The 17,364-nt window shown below is 69.3% G+C and carries 14 protein-coding genes and 1 pseudogene; 10 read left to right on the top strand and 5 right to left on the bottom strand.

Annotated elements, in window-relative coordinates; all coding sequences use genetic code 11:
* Positions 1-13 precede the first annotated feature (13 nt).
* Positions 14-451 carry a hypothetical protein gene (locus AB0I59_RS22615; RefSeq protein ID WP_358135717.1) on the top strand — a complete coding sequence of 146 codons (438 nt, stop codon included), beginning with the start codon at positions 14-16 and terminating at the stop codon, positions 449-451.
* 417 nt (positions 452-868) lie between these two features.
* Here the strand turns inward: AB0I59_RS22615 and AB0I59_RS22610 are convergent, their stop codons facing one another.
* The 3 genes from AB0I59_RS22610 to AB0I59_RS22600 form a co-directional block, all read right to left on the bottom strand.
* The gene (locus AB0I59_RS22610; RefSeq protein ID WP_061253784.1) at positions 869-1,927 is read right to left on the bottom strand and encodes a 2-oxoacid:ferredoxin oxidoreductase subunit beta; all 1,059 of its coding nucleotides are present in this window, start codon (positions 1,925-1,927) and stop codon (positions 869-871) included.
* Positions 1,920-3,764: a 2-oxoacid:acceptor oxidoreductase subunit alpha gene (locus AB0I59_RS22605; RefSeq protein ID WP_358135714.1), complete on the bottom strand. Its 1,845-nt coding sequence runs from the start codon at positions 3,762-3,764 to the stop codon at positions 1,920-1,922. The genes AB0I59_RS22610 and AB0I59_RS22605 overlap by 8 nt, the downstream gene beginning before the upstream one ends.
* A gap of 492 nt (positions 3,765-4,256) precedes the next feature.
* Positions 4,257-5,732 carry a polysaccharide deacetylase family protein gene (locus AB0I59_RS22600; protein WP_358135711.1) on the bottom strand — a complete coding sequence of 492 codons (1,476 nt, stop codon included), beginning with the start codon at positions 5,730-5,732 and terminating at the stop codon, positions 4,257-4,259.
* A 136-nt stretch (positions 5,733-5,868) separates the two neighbouring features.
* Between AB0I59_RS22600 and AB0I59_RS22595 the strand changes: the two genes are divergently transcribed.
* The 5 genes from AB0I59_RS22595 (at position 5,869) to nuoH (ending at position 9,800) form a co-directional block, all read left to right on the top strand.
* Positions 5,869-6,240: an NADH-quinone oxidoreductase subunit A gene (locus AB0I59_RS22595; protein ID WP_061253781.1), complete on the top strand. Its 372-nt coding sequence runs from the start codon at positions 5,869-5,871 to the stop codon at positions 6,238-6,240.
* A 233-nt stretch (positions 6,241-6,473) separates the two neighbouring features.
* Complete coding sequence (locus AB0I59_RS22590; protein WP_061253780.1) at positions 6,474-7,607, top strand: M48 family metallopeptidase; 1,134 nt, start codon at positions 6,474-6,476, stop codon at positions 7,605-7,607.
* Between the two features lie 144 nt (positions 7,608-7,751).
* Positions 7,752-8,264, top strand: coding sequence for an NADH-quinone oxidoreductase subunit B (locus AB0I59_RS22585; RefSeq protein WP_061254126.1), 513 nt, complete (start codon positions 7,752-7,754; stop codon positions 8,262-8,264).
* Positions 8,261-8,854, top strand: a complete 594-nt coding sequence (locus AB0I59_RS22580; protein ID WP_358135707.1) for an NADH-quinone oxidoreductase subunit C — start codon at positions 8,261-8,263, stop codon at positions 8,852-8,854. Before AB0I59_RS22585 ends, AB0I59_RS22580 begins: the two co-directional genes overlap by 4 nt.
* Positions 8,847-9,800 (top strand): NADH-quinone oxidoreductase subunit NuoH, encoded by a 954-nt coding sequence (gene nuoH / locus AB0I59_RS22575; RefSeq protein WP_228646451.1) that lies wholly within the window; start codon positions 8,847-8,849, stop codon positions 9,798-9,800. Before AB0I59_RS22580 ends, nuoH begins: the two co-directional genes overlap by 8 nt.
* 153 nt (positions 9,801-9,953) lie before the next feature.
* On the opposite strand, the gene AB0I59_RS22570 is transcribed toward nuoH, so the two are convergent.
* Together AB0I59_RS22570 and AB0I59_RS22565 are read right to left on the bottom strand one after the other, a co-directional pair.
* Entirely contained in the window at positions 9,954-11,498 is a 1,545-nt protein-coding gene (locus tag AB0I59_RS22570; RefSeq protein ID WP_358135705.1) for a trypsin-like serine peptidase, read from the bottom strand.
* Positions 11,499-11,937: 439 nt separating this feature from the next.
* Positions 11,938-12,588: a ComEA family DNA-binding protein gene (locus AB0I59_RS22565; protein ID WP_358135702.1), complete on the bottom strand. Its 651-nt coding sequence runs from the start codon at positions 12,586-12,588 to the stop codon at positions 11,938-11,940.
* Between the two features lie 526 nt (positions 12,589-13,114).
* Here AB0I59_RS22565 and AB0I59_RS22560 point away from each other — a divergent pair.
* The 4 genes and pseudogenes from AB0I59_RS22560 (at position 13,115) to AB0I59_RS22545 (ending at position 17,319) form a co-directional block, all read left to right on the top strand.
* Complete coding sequence (locus AB0I59_RS22560; protein WP_358135699.1) at positions 13,115-14,269, top strand: 4Fe-4S binding protein; 1,155 nt, start codon at positions 13,115-13,117, stop codon at positions 14,267-14,269.
* Positions 14,266-14,934: an NADH-quinone oxidoreductase subunit J family protein gene (locus AB0I59_RS22555; protein ID WP_061253777.1), complete on the top strand. Its 669-nt coding sequence runs from the start codon at positions 14,266-14,268 to the stop codon at positions 14,932-14,934. Before AB0I59_RS22560 ends, AB0I59_RS22555 begins: the two co-directional genes overlap by 4 nt.
* A 1-nt stretch (position 14,935) precedes the next feature.
* Positions 14,936-15,244: pseudogene (gene nuoK / locus AB0I59_RS22550) on the top strand (NADH-quinone oxidoreductase subunit NuoK); the annotation flags it as partial.
* A 200-nt stretch (positions 15,245-15,444) separates the two neighbouring features.
* Positions 15,445-17,319 (top strand): NADH-quinone oxidoreductase subunit 5 family protein, encoded by a 1,875-nt coding sequence (locus AB0I59_RS22545; RefSeq protein ID WP_358135696.1) that lies wholly within the window; start codon positions 15,445-15,447, stop codon positions 17,317-17,319.
* Positions 17,320-17,364 lie beyond the last annotated feature (45 nt).

Raw genomic sequence — 17,364 nt, 5'->3', positions numbered from 1 at the left:
CACAATCGCGCCCATGCACGGCAACGCAGTGCCGGAGTCCATGCCGGAGTCCTATGTGTACGTCACGGAAGAAGGCGTGACCCGTCACTACGCCGACGGCAGCGTAGAGGCCCTCGCGTGGGAGGACGTCGTCGAGGTGCGGGTGGGCGGCCTCGCCGACCAGCGTGACCACCGCGCCGACCAGTCCCGCGACCAACGCCCCGACCAGCACGGAGACAGGCACGGGGACGGGCACGCCGACGTCCTGATCGTCCTGCTCGACCGTGACGGCGAGGGGTGCGTCGTCCCCCGGTCGGCGACCGACGCGTCCTTCCTGGCCCGCCTGAGATACCTGCCCGACTTCGACCTCGACCGGCTCAGCTCCGCCGTCGAGGCGGCGAGTGACGGTTACGTCGTCGTCTGGCGCAGCCCCGATCCCCCTTCACCGCTTCCCGACCTCGAATACGACTAGCTCGTCGTCACAGGGGCGCGATCACGCCGGACGATTTCCAGCGTTTTGATGCCGACTGTCGTGGTGTGAAGACGATCCGGGGTGGTTCGCCATGCGACGCCGCTCTGTCATGACCTTGTCGGACATGTCGGCCGCTAACGGGGGCGAAGTCTGGACGGCGACGGACGCGGGATGGCGTTGCTGAGCATCGTGCCCGGCTGGCTGATGCTCTTCGTCTGCGTGATCGCGATCGTCGCCCTGATGGGGCTCATCGCAGGACTGGCCGTGATCGCGGACAGCGTCTGAAAAGCCACCACGACGCCGCCGTCCCGCTGTGCCGGCCCTTGCTGACACGCGAAGGCCCGCGTCTCGGGCGAGACGCGGGCCTTCGCGGTGAAGCGGTGAAGCGATGAAGCGGTGGATCCGGGGACCCGTGAACTAGTTGATTCGCCAGGTGTCGCCACCGAGGAGCAGGTCGGCGAGCTGGCCCTTGCCCTTGTCGGCGGTGGCCTGCTCAAGCTGCTCGCTCATGAGCGTGTCATACGCCGGGCGGTCCACCGAGCGGAAGATCCCGATCGGGACGTGCTGGAACGCCGGCTCGTCCAACCTGGACAGCGCGAACGCCAGGGACGGGTCGTCGCGGTGCGCGTCGTGGACGAGGATCTCGCTGTCGGCCACCTCGGAGCGGCGGACGACCTCGACCCCGCCGGTGGGCGAGAGCCGTACGGCCTTCTCGTTCTCGCCGGTGCCGAAGACGATCGGCTGCCCGTGCTCCAGCCGGATCGTGATCTCGTCCCGGGTGTCCGGCTCCTTGAGCGCTTCGAAGGCGCCGTCGTTGAAGATGTTGCAGTTCTGGTAGATCTCCACCAGCGACGTGCCCCGGTGCGCCGCCGCCTCCCGCAGGACGCTCTGCAGGTGCTTACGGTCGGAGTCGATGGTCCGGGCGACGAACCCGGCCTCGGCGCCGACCGCCAGCGAGATGGGGTTGAACGGCTTGTCCAGCGAGCCCATCGGCGTCGACTTGGTGATCTTGCCGACCTCGGAGGTGGGCGAGTACTGCCCCTTGGTCAGGCCGTAGATCCTGTTGTTGAACAGCAGGATGTTCAGGTTGACGTTGCGGCGCAGCGCGTGGATCAGGTGGTTGCCGCCGATGGACAGGGCGTCGCCGTCGCCGGTGATCACCCACACCGACAGGTCGGGACGCGACGTCGCCAGACCCGTGGCGATGGCCGGAGCCCGCCCGTGGATCGAGTGGAACCCGTAGGTGTTCATGTAGTACGGGAACCGGGACGAGCAGCCGATGCCGGAGACGAAGACGATGTTCTCCCGGCGCAGGCCGAGCTCGGGCAGGAAGCTCTGGACGGCCGCGAGGATGGCGTAGTCACCGCAGCCGGGGCACCAGCGGACCTCCTGGTCGGACTTGAAGTCCTTGAGGGTCTGCTTGCCCTCGGTCTTGGGCACCAGGGCCAGGCCCTTGCCGTTGAGGCTCTCAGTCACTGTTGATCACGTCCTGGATGACACCGGCCAGTTCCTCGGCCTTGAACGGAAGACCGCGCACGCGGTTGTAGCTGATCACATCGATCAGGAAACGCGCCCGCAGGAGCAGCGCGAGCTGGCCGAGGTTGATCTCGGGAAGCAGCACCTTGTCGTAGGCCCGCAGCACGTCGCCGGTGTTGGCGGGCAGCGGGTTGAGGTGCCGCAGGTGGGCTTGGGCGACCTTGCCGCCGTCCTTGCGCACCCGCCGCACCGCCGCCGCGATCGGCCCGTAGGTGGAGCCCCAGCCGAGCACCAGCACCCGCGCGTCCCCGTCCGGGTCGTCCACCTCCAGGGCAGGGACGTCGACGCCGTCGATCTTGGCCTGACGCAGCCGGACCATCCGGTCGTGGTTGTTCGGGTCGTAGGAGATGTTGCCGCTGCCGTCGGCCTTCTCGATGCCACCGATCCGGTGCTCCAACCCCGGAGTGCCGGGTACTGCCCACGGACGGGCCAACGTCTCCGGGTCGCGCTTGAACGGCAGGTAGGTGCCGTCCTCACTATTGGGTTCGGTGGTGAACTCGACCGAGATGTCCGGCAGTTCGGCGACCTCGGGCACCCGCCACGGCTCGGAGCCGTTGGCCAGGTAGCCGTCGGACAGCAGCATGACGGGCGTGCGGTACTTCAGCGCGATCCGCGCCGCCTCGATGGCGGCGTCGAAGCAGTCCGACGGTGTCGCGGGGGCGATGACCGGGACCGGGGACTCGCCGTTGCGGCCGAACATCGCCATCAGCAGGTCGGTCTGCTCGGTCTTGGTCGGCATGCCGGTCGACGGGCCGGCCCGCTGCACGTCCACGACGATCAGCGGCAGCTCGGTCGCCACGGCGAGGCCGACGGTCTCGGCCTTCAGCGCGACACCCGGGCCGGACGTGGTCGTCACGCCGAGCGCGCCGCCGAACGCGGCGCCCAGGGCGGCGCCCACGCCGGCGATCTCGTCCTCGGCCTGGAACGTCCTGATGCCGAACCGCTTGTGCTTGGACAGCTCGTGCAGGATGTCGGAGGCCGGGGTGATCGGGTAGGAGCCGAGGAACAGCGGCAGCCCCGACTGGACCGACGCCGCGATCAGCCCGTAGGCCAGGGCCTGGTTGCCGGAGATGTTCCGGTAGACGCCGGGAGCCAGCGTCGCGGGCTTGATCTCGTAGGAGACCGAGAACGACTCGGTGGTCTCACCGTAGTTCCACCCGGCCTGGAACGCCGCGACGTTGGCCTTGGCGATGTCCGGCTTCTTGGCGAACTTCGCCTCAAGGAACTTGATCGTCGCCTCGGTAGGCCGGTGGTACAGCCAGGAGAGCAGACCGAGCGCGAACATGTTCTTGGCCCGCTCGGCGTCCTTCTTGGAGATCTCGAAGCCCTCGAGTGCCTTGACGGTCAGCGAGGTCAGCGGCACCGAGTGGAGCCGCCATTCGCTCAGCGTGTCGTCCTCGAGCGGGTTGGCGGCGTAGCCCACCTTCTGCAGGTTGCGCTTGGTGAACTCGTCGGTGTTCGCGATGATGTCCGCCCCGCGCGGCAGGTCGGCGATGTTCGCCTTGAGCGCGGCCGGGTTCATCGCCACCAGCACGTTGGGGGCGTCGCCGGGGGTGAGGATGTCGTGGTCGGCGAAGTGGAGTTGGAAGCTCGACACGCCGGGCAGGGTGCCCGCAGGGGCGCGGATCTCCGCCGGGAAGTTGGGGAGAGTCGAGAGGTCGTTGCCGAATTTCGCCGTTTCCGCGGTGAAACGGTCGCCGGTCAGCTGCATTCCGTCGCCGGAGTCGCCGGCGAACCGGATGATCACGCGATCGAGTTGCTGAACCTGCTTGGTCACAGCTGCTCAGTCCTCCTCGACGCGCCAAGGCGTCTTAGCTCGTGGCACGTTGTTCTATCCATGCTAGATCCATCATCTCTAGCGACGAGACTGCCGGTTCACCCGGCAGGGGAATCGCTTCCCGGTCAGGGTTCGGTTGTTCGAAACGGTCAGGACTTGGCCGTCGCCCGCCTCAACCGAGGAAAGCGAGAAGCCGCTCTCTTCAGGGAGCGGCGGAGTCACCAGGCGCACGCGTTCGATTGTCGCGTGAACCGCTCACCGCCAAGGTGTGACGTGCGTCGCATCGACCGGCGGGCGGCGCCCGCTCAGAGGGGCGCCCGCCGGTACGCAGATCGTTCGGGGATTCCATGGCCGCCGGATCGACGGCATGGTCACGATCGAGGGTGACGCTTCGTGCGACACAGCCCCGCCGCGAGCCGGCACAGATCAACGTGCAAGCGGGCGAAGAGGATGTTGCGGGTCACGAGGTCCAACTATATGTCCCCGCGCGTTTCACGGTACCTGGTGGCTCCGCAACCCGCCGGTAGGCGCGACGCCGGTGGGCACGATGGGGGAGGAATAGGTCAGGCCCGGCATCATGCGGCCGGAGCCGTACAGCTCGGGCACGGTCACGAAGACGAACCCGCGCTCGCGGAGCTTGTCGAGCACCTGGGGGAGCGCGTCGGCGGTGACCTGGTCCATGTCGCGCATCAGGATGATCGACCCCCGCCGGGCGTCGGCGAGGACCCGCTTCACGACCGCCTCCGGGGTCGCTCCCGCCACGTCGCCCGCGTCGACGTTCCCCTGCACGATCGCGAGCCCCAGCTCGCGCGCGACGTCGGCCACCCTGGCGTCCGTCGCACCGTACGGCGGGAGGAGGAGGGCCGGGGTCTGGCCGCTCCCCATGCCGATCGCGTGCTGGGCACGCCGGATCTGGTCGTAGATCACAGTGGTCGAGAGCAGGGTGAGGTCCCGATGGGTCCACGTCTGGTTGGCGACGAGATCCCCCTGCTCGCGCATCCGGTGCAGGAGGCCGGGCATCGCCGCCGCGTTCGAGCCGACCATGAAGAACGTCGCCCGCGCGCCGTGCGTGGACAGCGTCGACAGCAGCCGCTCGGTGTACGGCCCCGGCCCGCCCTGGAACGCGAGGGCGACGCAGTGGGCCACGGCGCAGTCGACCGTGCCGTTCAGCTCGCTGACGGCGGTCGGGTTGTGGTCCAGGGTCGCGGACAAGGGCCGCGTGGTCGTCTCGGCCACCGCCGTGCGGACCTGGCGCCCGAAGGTCGTCAGCAGCCGGTCGGCCTCCTTGCGCGGGATGGCCACGGCCACCCTGCCGGTCGATCCCGGGCTGGACTCCTGGCCGTCGAACTCCACGACCAGGTCGCCCCGCGTGTTGAAGTTGAGTGAGTCGAAGAGATCGGGATCCACGACGACGCTTTCGGCGTGGACCGGGGCGGTGCTCGGCAGGTGCTTGCGCACCAGCGTCGAGAGCTCCTTGATGTTCGAGACCAGGCTGGTGGAGTCCACCACCTTCTCGCCCCGCCGGTCGTACCAGAGCGTGCGGTAGGAGTCGACCCAGGTGCGGCCGGTGAACCGGCTCTCCCTCAGCCTGACCCCGACGGCGTCGCGGGACGCGGCGGTGAGCTCCCAGTCCACGTTGTATTCGGGGGTGCGCAACCCCTCCCGGTTGGCGGTCTTCTCGGAGAACCGCCGCGCCTTGGCCGACAGCTCTTCCTTGAGGCGCTTGTTGAGCGCGGGCGCGTCCGAGAGCGTGGGATAGCTGACGTGCACGTGCGGCTTGGCCGTGCCACTGGAGATCGTCGCCACCGAGAGTCCCGCAATCTTGGCCGGGTCGGCGAAGGTGAGCACCGTCGGTTCGGACGCGACGTCGATGCCCTTGTCCCGCCCACCGCCGAGCAGGGGCAGGCCGCAGCTGGTCACGGCGATGATCAGCAAGGTGATGACGCCGACGAAACCGAGTGGGGGCATGAGTGGAGGGTATGAGCGGATATGCCGGTTTTACCCCCCCTTTGTGTGATCACCGCGCATCTTTTGGCTGCGAACGGTGACTAAAGGGTGACACGGTTATGATCGTGGCGAAGGCCGTACGGGCTCGGAGGCGGGCATGAACGGATATTTCAGCTCTTATCTAGTTGTCGTGGTGCTCTTCGGACTCGGCCTGGCCATCGTCGCCGGAGGTCTGCTCGTCAACCGGCTGCTGCGTCCGCACCGGCCCACCCCGGAGAAACTGCTGACCTACGAGTGCGGCGTCGACCCGGTCGGCGAGGGCTGGGCCCAGTCCCAGGTCCGCTACTACGTCTTCACGTACCTCTATGTCGTCTTCGCGGTGGACGCGGTGTTCCTCTTCCCGTGGGCGACGGTCTTCTCCGCTCCCGGATTCGGCGTCACCACGCTGGTCGAGATGTTCGTCTTCCTGGTCTTCATCGCCATCGGGATCCTGTACGCCTGGCGCAAGCGCGTACTGACCTGGACGTGACGCGGACCCGGCCCTGGAGCTGACGCGGAGTTGGCCCGATTCGCCTGGGTTCGATCTGGACGTGATCGTCGTCACTGTGCCACGCTTCTCGGTCCATGACGCCTTCAGCGATCATTCAGGAATGCCCGCAATGTTCGGCGTCGATCAGCGCCGACCCTCGGTTCGTCGTCTGGTGCCGGGATTGCGAATGGAACATCCGCCCGGACAACGGAGAGTGGCAGCGCCCGCAGGGCATGCTGGCTCGTTCCCGCAGCCGCCTGGCTCGCCGGTACGTCGCCGACCTGCATCGGAGGGTGCTCGATTCCGGGCCCGGCCTGCCGTCCCGTGATCCGGCCAGGATCGCCTCGTATGCTCTCGCCACGACCGTCCACCTGTTCGCGCTCTCCTTGACGCTGGCCGGGGTCTGGCTCCTGGCGGCGACCTGGCCGAGCCCTTTCGGGATCGCCCTCGGAATCATGGTTCTGGCGTTCGCTTATCTGGTGCGTCCACGCCTGGGGCGCGTCAGAAAGGACGCCCTGACGCTCACCCGGCAGGAGGCGCCGACCCTGTACGACCTGCTCGACCGCGTGGCCGACGAGGTCGGGGCGCCGCCCGTGGACATCGTCGCCGTGAACGGCGACCTCAACGCCTGCTTCGCGACCATCGGGCTCCGCCGCAGGCACGTGCTGACGATCGGGCTGCCGCTGTGGCTGATCCTGGACCGGGCGGAGCGTGTCGCCCTGCTGGGCCACGAGTTGGGGCACTCGACCAACGGTGACTCCCGACACGGTCTCTATGTCGGCAGCGCGCTGAACACGCTTTACGAACTGCGCCGAGTGCTGGCCCCCATCGTGCTCGACGGGGGACTGCTCGAGATCGCCGCGATGTTCTTGCTCAACATCGTGATATGGCTGGTCCGCGTGCCGGTCACCGGCATGATCATGCTGTTGGAGTTGATGACGTATCGGTCATCGCAACTCGCCGAATACGCCGCCGACGAGAGAGCGGCCCAGGTCGCCTCTCCGGTCGCCGCAGCCGGCCTGATGGACAAGTCCATCACCAGGGTCTCCGCCGCCGGCAGGCACCTGGCGTCCTCGGCCCATCGCACCGGAGACTTGTGGGAGGGGCTTCGGGAGTATATGGACGGGTTCCCCGAACTTGAGGAGGAGCGGCTGCGTCGGCTGGCCCCGCTCGAAGCGGTTCGGGTCGACGCCTTCCACCCACCGAGTCACCTGCGCATGGCGTTCACCGTGGCCCTGCCGTACGGAGCGGCGGGGGTCACCGTGACGGAGGGAGAGATGGAGCGGATCCAGGGCGAGCTGGACACGGCGGGCGATCGGATCGCCCGCGAGATCACCGACCGGGCACGGGCGGCGCTCTACCAGTGAGCACCGCCACCCCCTGGAGCGGCTTCACGGTGGGCGGGCTACGGCGGCGCGGGGGCACGGCGAGCTTCATCGGGCACGGTTTTACGGTGGCGAGGGTTTGCCCGGCGCTGTACCGGCGGCCGGGACGGGGGGAGAATGGCTCTCATGGCGGTGAACCTTCCGATGCCGACGGTCGGCCCGGTGTCCAGGCTGGCTCCCAAGCCGATGAAGTTCGTGCTCAACTGGGGCCGGCGGTACTCCCTGTGGGTGTTCAACTTCGGGCTGGCCTGCTGCGCGATCGAGTTCATCGCGACATCGATGAGCAGGCACGACTTCATCCGGTTCGGGGTCATCCCGTTCGCCAACGGGCCCCGCCAGGCCGATCTGATGATCGTCTCGGGCACCGTCACCGACAAGATGGCCCCGGCCGTGAAGCGGCTCTACGAGCAGATGCCCGATCCCAAGTACGTCATCTCGTTCGGCGCCTGCTCCAACTGCGGGGGACCGTACTGGGACTCCTACTGCGTCACCAAGGGCGTGGACCAGATCATCCCGGTCGACGTCTACGTCCCCGGCTGCCCGCCCCGGCCCGAGGCGCTGCTCCACGGCATCATGAAGCTCCAGGAGAAGATCGCCGCCGAGTCGCTCGGCGACCGCTACCAGGGCGGTGGCGCGTGACCGCCTCCCCTGACGCCGGCACCGGGATCGCGGCCGCGATCCGGTCCAGGTACGGCTCGCGCGCCCGGATCTCCGACTCCTTCGGTGAGCCCGTGGTGGACGTGGCGCCGGAGGACTGGATCGAGCTGCTGGACTTCGCCAGGGCCGAGGGCTTCGAGTTCTTCGACTGGCTGACCGGCGTGGACGAGCCGCCCGACGGCTTCGCCGTCGTCGCGCACGTCTTCGACCCGGTCGCGATGGCACACCTGCTCCTGCGCACCCGGGTGCCCAAGGAGGACCCGCGGCTGCCCACGGCCACCGGCGTCTTCCGCGGGGCGAACTGGCACGAGCGTGAGACGTTCGAGATGTTCGGCGTCGTCTTCGACGGCCACCCCGACCTGCGGCCGCTCCTGCTTCCGGACGGGTTCGAGGGCCATCCGCTGCGCAAGGACTTCGTCCTGGCGGCGAGGGTCGCCAAGGCGTGGCCCGGGGCCAAGGAGCCGGGCGAGTCCGGTCACGGGTCGCCGAGCCGCCGCAAGATGCTCCCGCCGGGCGTGCCGTCCGGCTGGGGGACGGGATCCGCACCCGACCAGGAGGAACGTGGTGAGTGAGGTGCTCGACATCGCGGTCCGGCTGGTCGTGATCGTGGTCGTGTTCCTCGCGTTGCCGCTGATCGTCGGGCAGATGGAGCACAAGGCGATGGCGCACATGCAGTCGCGCCTCGGCCCCATGTACGCCGGGGGTTTCCATGGCTGGGCCCAGCTCATCGCCGACGGCGTGAAGTTCGTCCAGAAGGAGGACGTCATCCCCGCGGCGGCCGACCGCAGGATCTTCGCCATCGCCCCGGGTGTGGCGCTCGTGCCGTACCTCGTCGTGATGATCGTGATCCCGGTGGGGCCCGGGCTGTACGGAGTGGACCTCGACGCCGGTCTGTTCTTCGTCCTCGCCGTCATGGGCGTCGGCGTGCTCGGCGCGATCATGGCCGGATGGGCGTCCGCCAACAAGTACAGCGTCCTCGGCGGCATGCGGGCGGCGGCCCAGCTGATGTCGTACGAGCTGCCGCTGGTGCTGGCCGCGTCGAGCGTGGCGATGGCGGCGGGCACTCTGTCGCTGCACGGCATCGTGGAGCAGTGGCAGTGGTGGTGGCTGCCCTGGCAGGCCATCGGCGGGGTGGTGTTCTTCGTCGCCGGGCTGGCGGAGCTGCGCAGGCCCCCGTTCGACATGCCGATCGCCGAGTCCGAGATCATCATGGGTCCGATGACGGAGTACACCGGGATCCGGTTCGCCCTGTTCATGCTCGCCGAGTACGCCGGGATCGTGGTGCTGTCGGCGTTGACGACCGTGCTGTTCCTCGGCGGCTGGCACGGACCGCTGCTTCCCGGCCCGGTGTGGACGCTCCTCAAGGTGTTTGCGCTGGCGTTCGTGGTGATCTGGGTACGGGTGAGCTATCCGCGCCTGCGTGAGGACCAGCTCCAGAAGCTGGCCTGGGTCGGTCTGGTGCCGCTCGCGCTCCTCCAGCTCGCTCTCACCGGCGTCGTCAAGGTCATCGCCGCCTGACGAGCCTCGAGAAGGAATCAGGCCGACAGACGGAAAGGTCGACAGGGCCCCGATCCTTCAAGGGTTCGAGGCCCTGCGATCGTGGCCTGACCGGAGCGCAGACACCGGTCGGGCCACGATCGAGTCCATGGCGAGGCGGTCGTCCGTGAAGAATCAGACGATCTTGCCGGACCAGACGTTGGCGGCGGCCTTGTAGACGCCGTAGGTCTCGCCGTCGAAGTACGGGGAGACGCTGGTGTCGAAGCGGTTGTTGGCGTCGGTGTCGGCGACGCCGATGGTGACGCCGTTCAGATAGCCGAGGCGACGGCTGTTGTTGTACTTCAGCAGCCAGGAGGAGCCGATGGAGCCCTCGCCGGTGAAGGAGGACTTCATGCCCTGGAGTTCCTCGCCCTTGATGGCGGGAGCCTGGACGGCGAAGGTCTTGCCGTAGCTCCACTTGAGGGTCTTGCCGGTGTAGGCGTGGTTGCCGTCCAGGTGGGCGCCGCTCGGGTAGCCGAACACGAAGACCGGGTTGCCGAGCTTCTGGTTGTAGGCGAGCCCCTGCCCGCCGACGTTGTCACCGAGACGGCCGACGCTCTTCAGTTCGATGGTGAGGCCGCGCTTCGTGGTGGCGGTGACCTTGAAGTCCAGGTCGTACTCCGTGTGGAAGGAGCGCCACGTGTAGGTGTCTCCTCGCTTGGAGACGAGATTCTGCTCGTTCTGGGTCCAGGCCCAGTTGTCCCGTCCGCCGTTGGTGCCCTCGCCGCCGTCGGGGCCCGGCGTGGCCTTGACGTCCTCGAAGAACTTGGCATCGACGAGAGGGTGCGCGGCGACGTCGACGGGAAACGCGCTGGCGGGCTTGTCGCCCAGCTCCAGGTCGGAGAATCCGGTCAGTCGCTTGATTTCGTCACGGGTGTGATCGTGCACCCAGTTCTCTTCAACCTGGGTCGAATGCGCGAGGTCGCGGGTGTAGATCTTCTCGGTCTGGACGTTCGAGTACGCGGGGTCGTCGTCCAGCCTCGAGGCGTCCGCCATGGCTTCGGCCCTGGTCTCCCAGACCTTCTTGTAGGTGCCGCCCTTGGTGACGTTCGTCGGCAGGACGCCGTCATAGACGGTGACGAACGCGAAGTTGCGGTCGCCGTCCTCGTAGACGTCGTAGTCGTAGTGGGTGAAGGCCTGCTTGCCGACGTAGATGCCCCACGGGGTCTTGCCCTCGTAGTAGCCGGGGATGAAGACCCACTTGTCGAGGGTGGCCTTGTTCGACTCGGTGTCGTAGACGCAGTGGCCCGCGGTGGCCACGAGGTTGCGGTAGTTCGCCTGCACGGAGGTGGCGGAGCACCAGTGCGGCTTGTGGTCGGCGCCGATGAAGAACACCTTGCCCGTGGTCCTGGGCAGGTTGACGTTCTTGGACTTGGCGGTCGTCTTCTTCTCGTCGCCGATCGCCGGGACGACGCCGGGCTTGCTGTCGGCGGCTGGGCCGCCGGTGGAGACGTGCTTGGCGACGACCTTGGTCTCGACGTTGTACGGCGTGGCGGCGATCAGGTTCGCCGCGCGCTGACCGAACCAGAACGCGGCGATCTGCCGAGCGGCCAGGTTCGTGTTGGCCAGGATGACGCTGGGTGCCTGGTCCTTGGGGGCGGCGCTCGCGGGGACGGTCAGCCCGGCCGCGAGCAGGCCCGCGGCGGCTACGGCACCACCGAAAGCCAGAGTGCGCTTCATGGGATTCCTTGGTCTGTCGTGGGATGCATCATGCGTCCCGGTACGTCAGGAAAGGGCGCCCCGGAAAATAAGGGCGCTCACTGGTGGCTCACTTGGGGCGCAGGTCGCAGAGGTTTCCGCCACCAGCGAGCCGCGGCGCGATCCCCGTGCCGGATCCCGTCGATCGGCGATCCCAGGCGGGCGCCTCTCCGCTCTGTCACGCCAGGGCGGTGGACACGCCGTTCCGGGACCCGCAGGAACCGGTACTGGACCGCCCCGCCGGTGGTGCCCGCGCTGATCGTGCCGGTGGCCGCACACGATGCCGGCCTTGTCGAGCGCGCAGGCGGTTTCCTGGTTCATGAACTCCACGCCGGGCACCACCACCACCGGCCGGGCGGAAGGTTGCGGCGCGCGGCAAGGGCCGTCTGGACCCTTCGGCAAGAGCGCGCGGAACCCCCCGTCAGGGGAGGTACACGGTGTATTCGGTGAGCGGGCTGGTCAGGTCGGCCGGGAGGTTCGCGGTGACGCACACTTCCACGGCAGAGGTGAAGGTTCCGACCGCCTGCCGGGCCTCGAGGATCTGCTCGACCAGTTCGGGCGTCATCCCGGGGAGGCCGGCGATCACCGCGGCGGGGGCGTGGTTCATGTCCACGAGGCCGCCGTCGTCATAGCGCCGGGGCAGGTCGGGCCGCCCGATGCGCAGCTCCATGGCGAGCCCGGGGTCGCGCTCGGCCAGCTCGCGTGCCTCCTGGCGCAGGTCGCGGCGGTGCTGCGCGAACTGGATCGCCTGGTCGTTCCCGTACGCCACGGGATCGGGACGGGGGAACACGCGGCGGCGGACGGCGAATGCGTGGGCGGTACCGCCGAGGGTGTTGAGGACCAGGCCCGCGCTGAACAGCGCGTCGTTCGAACTGACGGTGGTGAACATCGTCACCGTGCCGACCAGGTAGATCACGAAGGCGGCCCAGGCGAGCGTCGACCGCATTTTGATCGCGGCGTGCAGGAAGACGGCCGGAGTGAGAGCCCCGACGCTCCCCAACGGGACCAGCGCCCACAGGACGCTGAGGAACGTCCGTGCGCCGGGCGGACGTGGGACGGCGGCGGGAGGCATGCCGGGCACCTGGCGGTACGGCACCGGCCCGGGTGGCCCCTGTACGTAATGCGGATGCCGTGGAGGAGCGGAGGGCATGGCGGGTGCCTGTCCCAGCGGCGGTTGCGTCCGCGGAGCCTGGCCCGGCGGCGGGTTGCCCGGGAGTACCTGGCCGTGCGGGGGGCGGCCGGGGAGTGCCTGGCCGTGTGGTGGTCGTGTCTGGAGCGGCTGGCCGTATGGTGTGTGGCCATGAGGGACCGGTCCCTGCGGTGCCTGCCCGTACGGCGTCGGGCGCTGGGGCGCCTGTTCGCGTGGCAACCGCTGCGGGGCAGTGGGCGGTTCGGCGGATGCCTCACCGTGCGGTGCCTGCCCGTAGGGCGACTGTGGAGGAGGACCGGGGTGTGGGGGCCGCATAGTGGCAGAATAAGCCCTTTCTACCGCTCCACTTGTGGACAACCAGTGGAGAAGCCTGTGGAAACTGTGGAAAACACAGAGGGGCGCATCAGCGCATTCACGTGTCGCCCGTAGTGCGCGATGATGGGGAATTGTGGCGCGCATACCAGGAGAAGGGCTGGCCAAGGGGCTGGCGGTCACGTTCAAGCACATGGTGCGCAAATCGGTGACCCAGCAGTACCCCGAGGTCCAGCCTGACCTGCCTCCTCGCAGCCGGGGCGTGATCGCCCTGGTCGAGGAGAACTGCACGGTCTGCATGCTCTGTGCCCGCGAGTGTCCTGACTGGTGCATCTATATCGATTCGCACAAGGAGACGCTTCCGGCTCCCGAGGGTGGGCGCCCTCGCGCGCGGAACGTGCTCGACCGGTTCGCGATCGACTTCTCGCTCTGCATGTACTGCGGCATCTGTGTCGAGGTGTGTCCGTTCGACGCGCTGTTCTGGGCGCCCGAGTTCGAGTACGCCGAATACGACATTCGCGACCTTCTGCATGAAAAGGATCGATTGGGCGAGTGGGTCGAGAGCGTGCCCCCTCCGCCGCCCCACGAGATCGGCGCCGAGCCGCCCAAGGAGGCCGCCGCCGCTTCCCGCCCGGCTCGGGGACCCGCCGCCCGCCCCGGTGACACCGCCCGTCCGGGTGCCGGGCGGCCCGGCGAGGCGACCGGCACCCGGACGGGCCGACCCGGCGAGACTACGGGTCCAAGCGCGGACCGACCCGGCGAGACCACCGGTCCAAGCGCGGACCGACCCGGCGAACCCGGCCGAACGGCCGGCTCCGGCGGTCCCGCCGCCCGTACGGCCGGCACGGCGAGCGGAGCCGACACCGCCGACGCCTCGGGTGGCCAAGACACGTCAGGGACGACGGAGGCCCCCGCCGGGGCCGGCGCGGCCGACAGCGGCCCCCGCGTACGGCGGGAGGCGCCACGGAGTCCGGCCGCGATCCGCGCGATCCGCCCTCCGGGCTCGCTGCCTCCACGACCGGGCGCGGGCGCGAAGCCCCCGGAGCCCTCGGGACCCCCGGAGCCCTCGGGGCCAGCGGGTAGCGAGTCCACAGGGCCGACCGCCGAGCCCGGGACCTCCGGTGAGGGCGGGACCGGGGCGTCCGGTGAGTCCGGGTCCGGGGCGTCCGGCGAGCGGGAGCAACCGGACCGTCGCGAGCCGCCCAGAGCTCTGCGGAACGTCCGTTCGATCCGACCGCCCGGGTCACTGCCGAAGAAGGACGCGCCACCCGATCAGGGAGGCGAATCATGACATCGCAGGTGCCGGACCTGTGGCCGCCGACCGGGCAGGAAGTCGTGTTCCTGCTGCTCGGAGTCGTCGCTCTCGGGTCCGCCCTGCTGGTGGTGACCACCAGACAACTCGTCCACGCCGCTCTCTGGCTCGTCGTGTGCTTCGGTGCGCTTGCCGGGGGCTATCTGGTCCTGACCGCCGAGTTCGTCGCCTGGGTCCAGGTCCTGATCTATGTCGGCGCGATCGTCGTACTGCTGCTGTTCGGCATCATGCTGACCCGGGCGCCCATCGGCCGGAGCGCCGACCTCGACTCGGGCAACCGGGCGGCTGCCGTTCTGGTGGCGGTCGCGACGGCCGCGGTCCTGGTGACCGTGGTCGTCCAGGGTTTCGCGACCGCCTATACGCCGCTCGAACCCGGGGGTGGCGCGGCGGGCGCGCTGGGGTCGAGCATCTTCCGGTCGTGGGTGCTGCCCTTCGAGGCGCTGTCCGTGCTCCTGCTGGCCGCGCTGATCGGCGCCATCGTCCTCTCCCGTACCGACATCGGCGGCCCGAGCCGCGTCACCGACTCGCCCGGTTCCGATCCCTCACCGGACGGAACGGGCAGCGACCCCGAGGGCGGCTCCGGGAGCGAGCCGCGGAGCGATCAGGAGACCGGCTCTGACGGTGTCTCCCGGAACGGCGGTTGACGTGCACGTCGTCTATCCCGTCGTCGTCTCCGCGTTGCTCTTCTCCATCGGCGTCTACGGCGTGCTCGCCCGGCGTAACGCGATCCTCGTGCTCATGTCCGTCGAGCTCATGCTCAACGCGGTCAACCTCAACCTGGTCGTCTTCGACATCTGGCTGCGGGACCGGCTGCACGGCGGCCAGGTGCTCACGCTGTTCATCATCGTGATCGCGGCGGCCGAGGTGGGTCTGGGCCTGGCGATCGTGCTCTCGGTCTTCAGGAACCGCCGGACCATCGACATCGACCGGCTCCGGGACCTCACCGAGCGCGACCTCATCGGTCCCGGTCCGGACGCTCCGGTCGGCTCCGATCCCGGCCCGGACGGCCCGCTCGGCTCCGGCCCGGACACTCCGGTCGGCTCCGGTCCCGGTCCGGCGGGCGCGCCCCCAGGTGACTCGCCGGACCCCGGTCCCGCCGATCCTCCCGCCCCGGGCTCCGAAGGCGGGGCAGTCCTTGACCGTTCGGAGGCCGGATGATCGTCCTGGCCGTACTCGCCATCCTGCTGCCGTTCGTCGGCGCCGCCGCCGGACTGCTCGGGTCGCGGGTCCCGCGCAGCCGCACCCCGGCCCGTACGGCCCGGCGGCGGGCGGCGTGGTTCGCCGTCCTGCCCGTCGCGATCTCGGCCGTCGCGGCGGTGTGGCTCGCCGCGCGGCAGGCGATCACCGGTGACCACGGGGCCGCGGACACCGTCGCGGGCACCCTGGCCGAGATCGAGACCGGGTCCGTCCCGATCTCCGTGGGACTCCAGGTAGGCGAGCTGTCGGCACTCATCGGCGTCCTCGTCACCGTGGTGGCGCTCGCGGTCCAGGTGTACTCGGTCGGGTACATGCGGGACGATCCGCGCTACCCGTCGTACAGCGCGTTCATCAGCCTGTTCACCAGCGCCATGCTGCTCGTGGTCTACGCGGGCGACCTGATCGTCCTGTACGTCGGGTGGGAGATCATGGGCCTGTGCTCCTACCTGCTGATCGGGCACTGGTGGGAGGACCGGGCCAACTCCCGCGCGGCGGTCAAGGCGTTCCTCGTCACCCGTCTCGGCGACGTCGGATTCCTGTTCGGGATATTCACGCTCGGCCTGTCGGCGGGCAGCTTCCGGATCGACGACGTCCTCGCCGCCGACATACCGACGAGCACGCTGATCGCGGCGACGATGTTGCTTCTCGCGGGCGTCGCGGGCAAGAGCGCCCAGGTGCCGCTGCACACCTGGCTGCCGGACGCCATGGCGGGCCCGACCCCGATCAGCGCGCTCATCCACGCGGCCACGATGGTCGCGGCCGGCATCTTCGTCGTCGCCCGGCTCTATCCGGTCTTTCTCGCGGCCCAGCCCACGCTGGACGTGCTCGGCGTGATCGCCGCCGTCGGCATGCTGGGCGCGGCCCTCTCCGCCCTGGCCCAGGACGATCTCAAGCGGGTGCTCGCGTACTCCACGATCAGCCAGCTCGCCTTCATGGCAGCGGCGCTGGCCGCGGGGTCGGATCACGCGGCGATCTTCCATCTGGTGACGCACGGCGCGTTCAAGGCGCTGCTGTTCCTGTGCGCGGGCGTGGTCATCCATTACGTCGGGTCGAACCTGATGAGCCATATGGGCGGGCTCCGCACCAGCCTGCCCGTCACGTTCTGGGCGATGACGATCGGGTTCGCCGCGCTCGCCGGGTTGCCTCCGGCCAGCGGGTTCTTCAGCAAGGACGCGGTGATCGCGGCCATCGAGCACTCGCGCAGTCCCGCCCAGCTCTTCCTGTACGGCTGCGCGCTGGTCACCGTCGGGGTGACCGGCGCCTACTCGGCCCGCGCCTGGTTGCGGACCTTCTTCGGCTCCCGCCGTCCCGTGCCGCCGTCCGACGCGGACGATCACGGCCATGGCCGCGCACAGCACGAGGAGCGGGGGCGTCCGGCGGTTCCCCGGTCGATGCTCTGGCCCGTCGTGCTGCTCGCCGTACCGGCCCTGCTGCTCGGGTTCGCCGGGGTGCGCGAGTTCGACGCGGAGTCGGCCGCGATCAGCGTGGTGATCGCGCTGCTCGGCGCCGGGGTCGTCTACTCGCTCTGGCGCGGCTCGCCCGCGCAGGATCCGGCGAGGATGCTCGGCCCGTTCCGGGTGCCGTGCGAGCGGGCGTTCTACCTGGACACCGTCTACGACCGGCTGGTCACCCGTCCCGTCCTGCGGCTCGCCCGGGGCGTCGTACGGACCGACGACCGGGTGGTGGACGGGGCGGTGCGCGGGTCGGGGCGGGCGGCGGTCGGCCTGTCCGGCCTCCTGCGGCTCGCGCAGAACGGCAACGCCCAGCTCTACGTCACCGGCGTGCTCGCCGGGGTGCTGCTGATCGCGGTAGGGGTGGTGGTGCTCGCATGATCCGCGATGCCGTGATCGGGATGCCTCGTGATGCTTCGCCGTGGG

It is taken from the genome of Microtetraspora glauca (assembly GCF_040656155.1).
Classification (GTDB): domain Bacteria; phylum Actinomycetota; class Actinomycetes; order Streptosporangiales; family Streptosporangiaceae; genus Microtetraspora; species Microtetraspora glauca.
The sequence above is the reverse complement of the archived record's forward strand: the minus strand, read 5'-3'. Positions and strand labels throughout refer to the sequence as shown.

Coding starts and splice junctions, on each gene's coding strand:
- AB0I59_RS22615 (WP_358135717.1), top strand. CDS start 14: ATGCACGGCAACGCAGTGCCGGAGTCCATGCCGGAGTCCTATGTGTAC.
- AB0I59_RS22600 (WP_358135711.1), bottom strand. CDS start 5,732: ATGCCCCCACTCGGTTTCGTCGGCGTCATCACCTTGCTGATCATCGCC.
- AB0I59_RS22595 (WP_061253781.1), top strand. CDS start 5,869: ATGAACGGATATTTCAGCTCTTATCTAGTTGTCGTGGTGCTCTTCGGA.
- AB0I59_RS22590 (WP_061253780.1), top strand. CDS start 6,474: ATGCTGGCTCGTTCCCGCAGCCGCCTGGCTCGCCGGTACGTCGCCGAC.
- AB0I59_RS22585 (WP_061254126.1), top strand. CDS start 7,752: ATGGCGGTGAACCTTCCGATGCCGACGGTCGGCCCGGTGTCCAGGCTG.
- AB0I59_RS22570 (WP_358135705.1), bottom strand. CDS start 11,498: ATGAAGCGCACTCTGGCTTTCGGTGGTGCCGTAGCCGCCGCGGGCCTG.
- AB0I59_RS22565 (WP_358135702.1), bottom strand. CDS start 12,588: ATGCCTCCCGCCGCCGTCCCACGTCCGCCCGGCGCACGGACGTTCCTC.
- AB0I59_RS22555 (WP_061253777.1), top strand. CDS start 14,266: ATGACATCGCAGGTGCCGGACCTGTGGCCGCCGACCGGGCAGGAAGTC.
- AB0I59_RS22545 (WP_358135696.1), top strand. CDS start 15,445: ATGATCGTCCTGGCCGTACTCGCCATCCTGCTGCCGTTCGTCGGCGCC.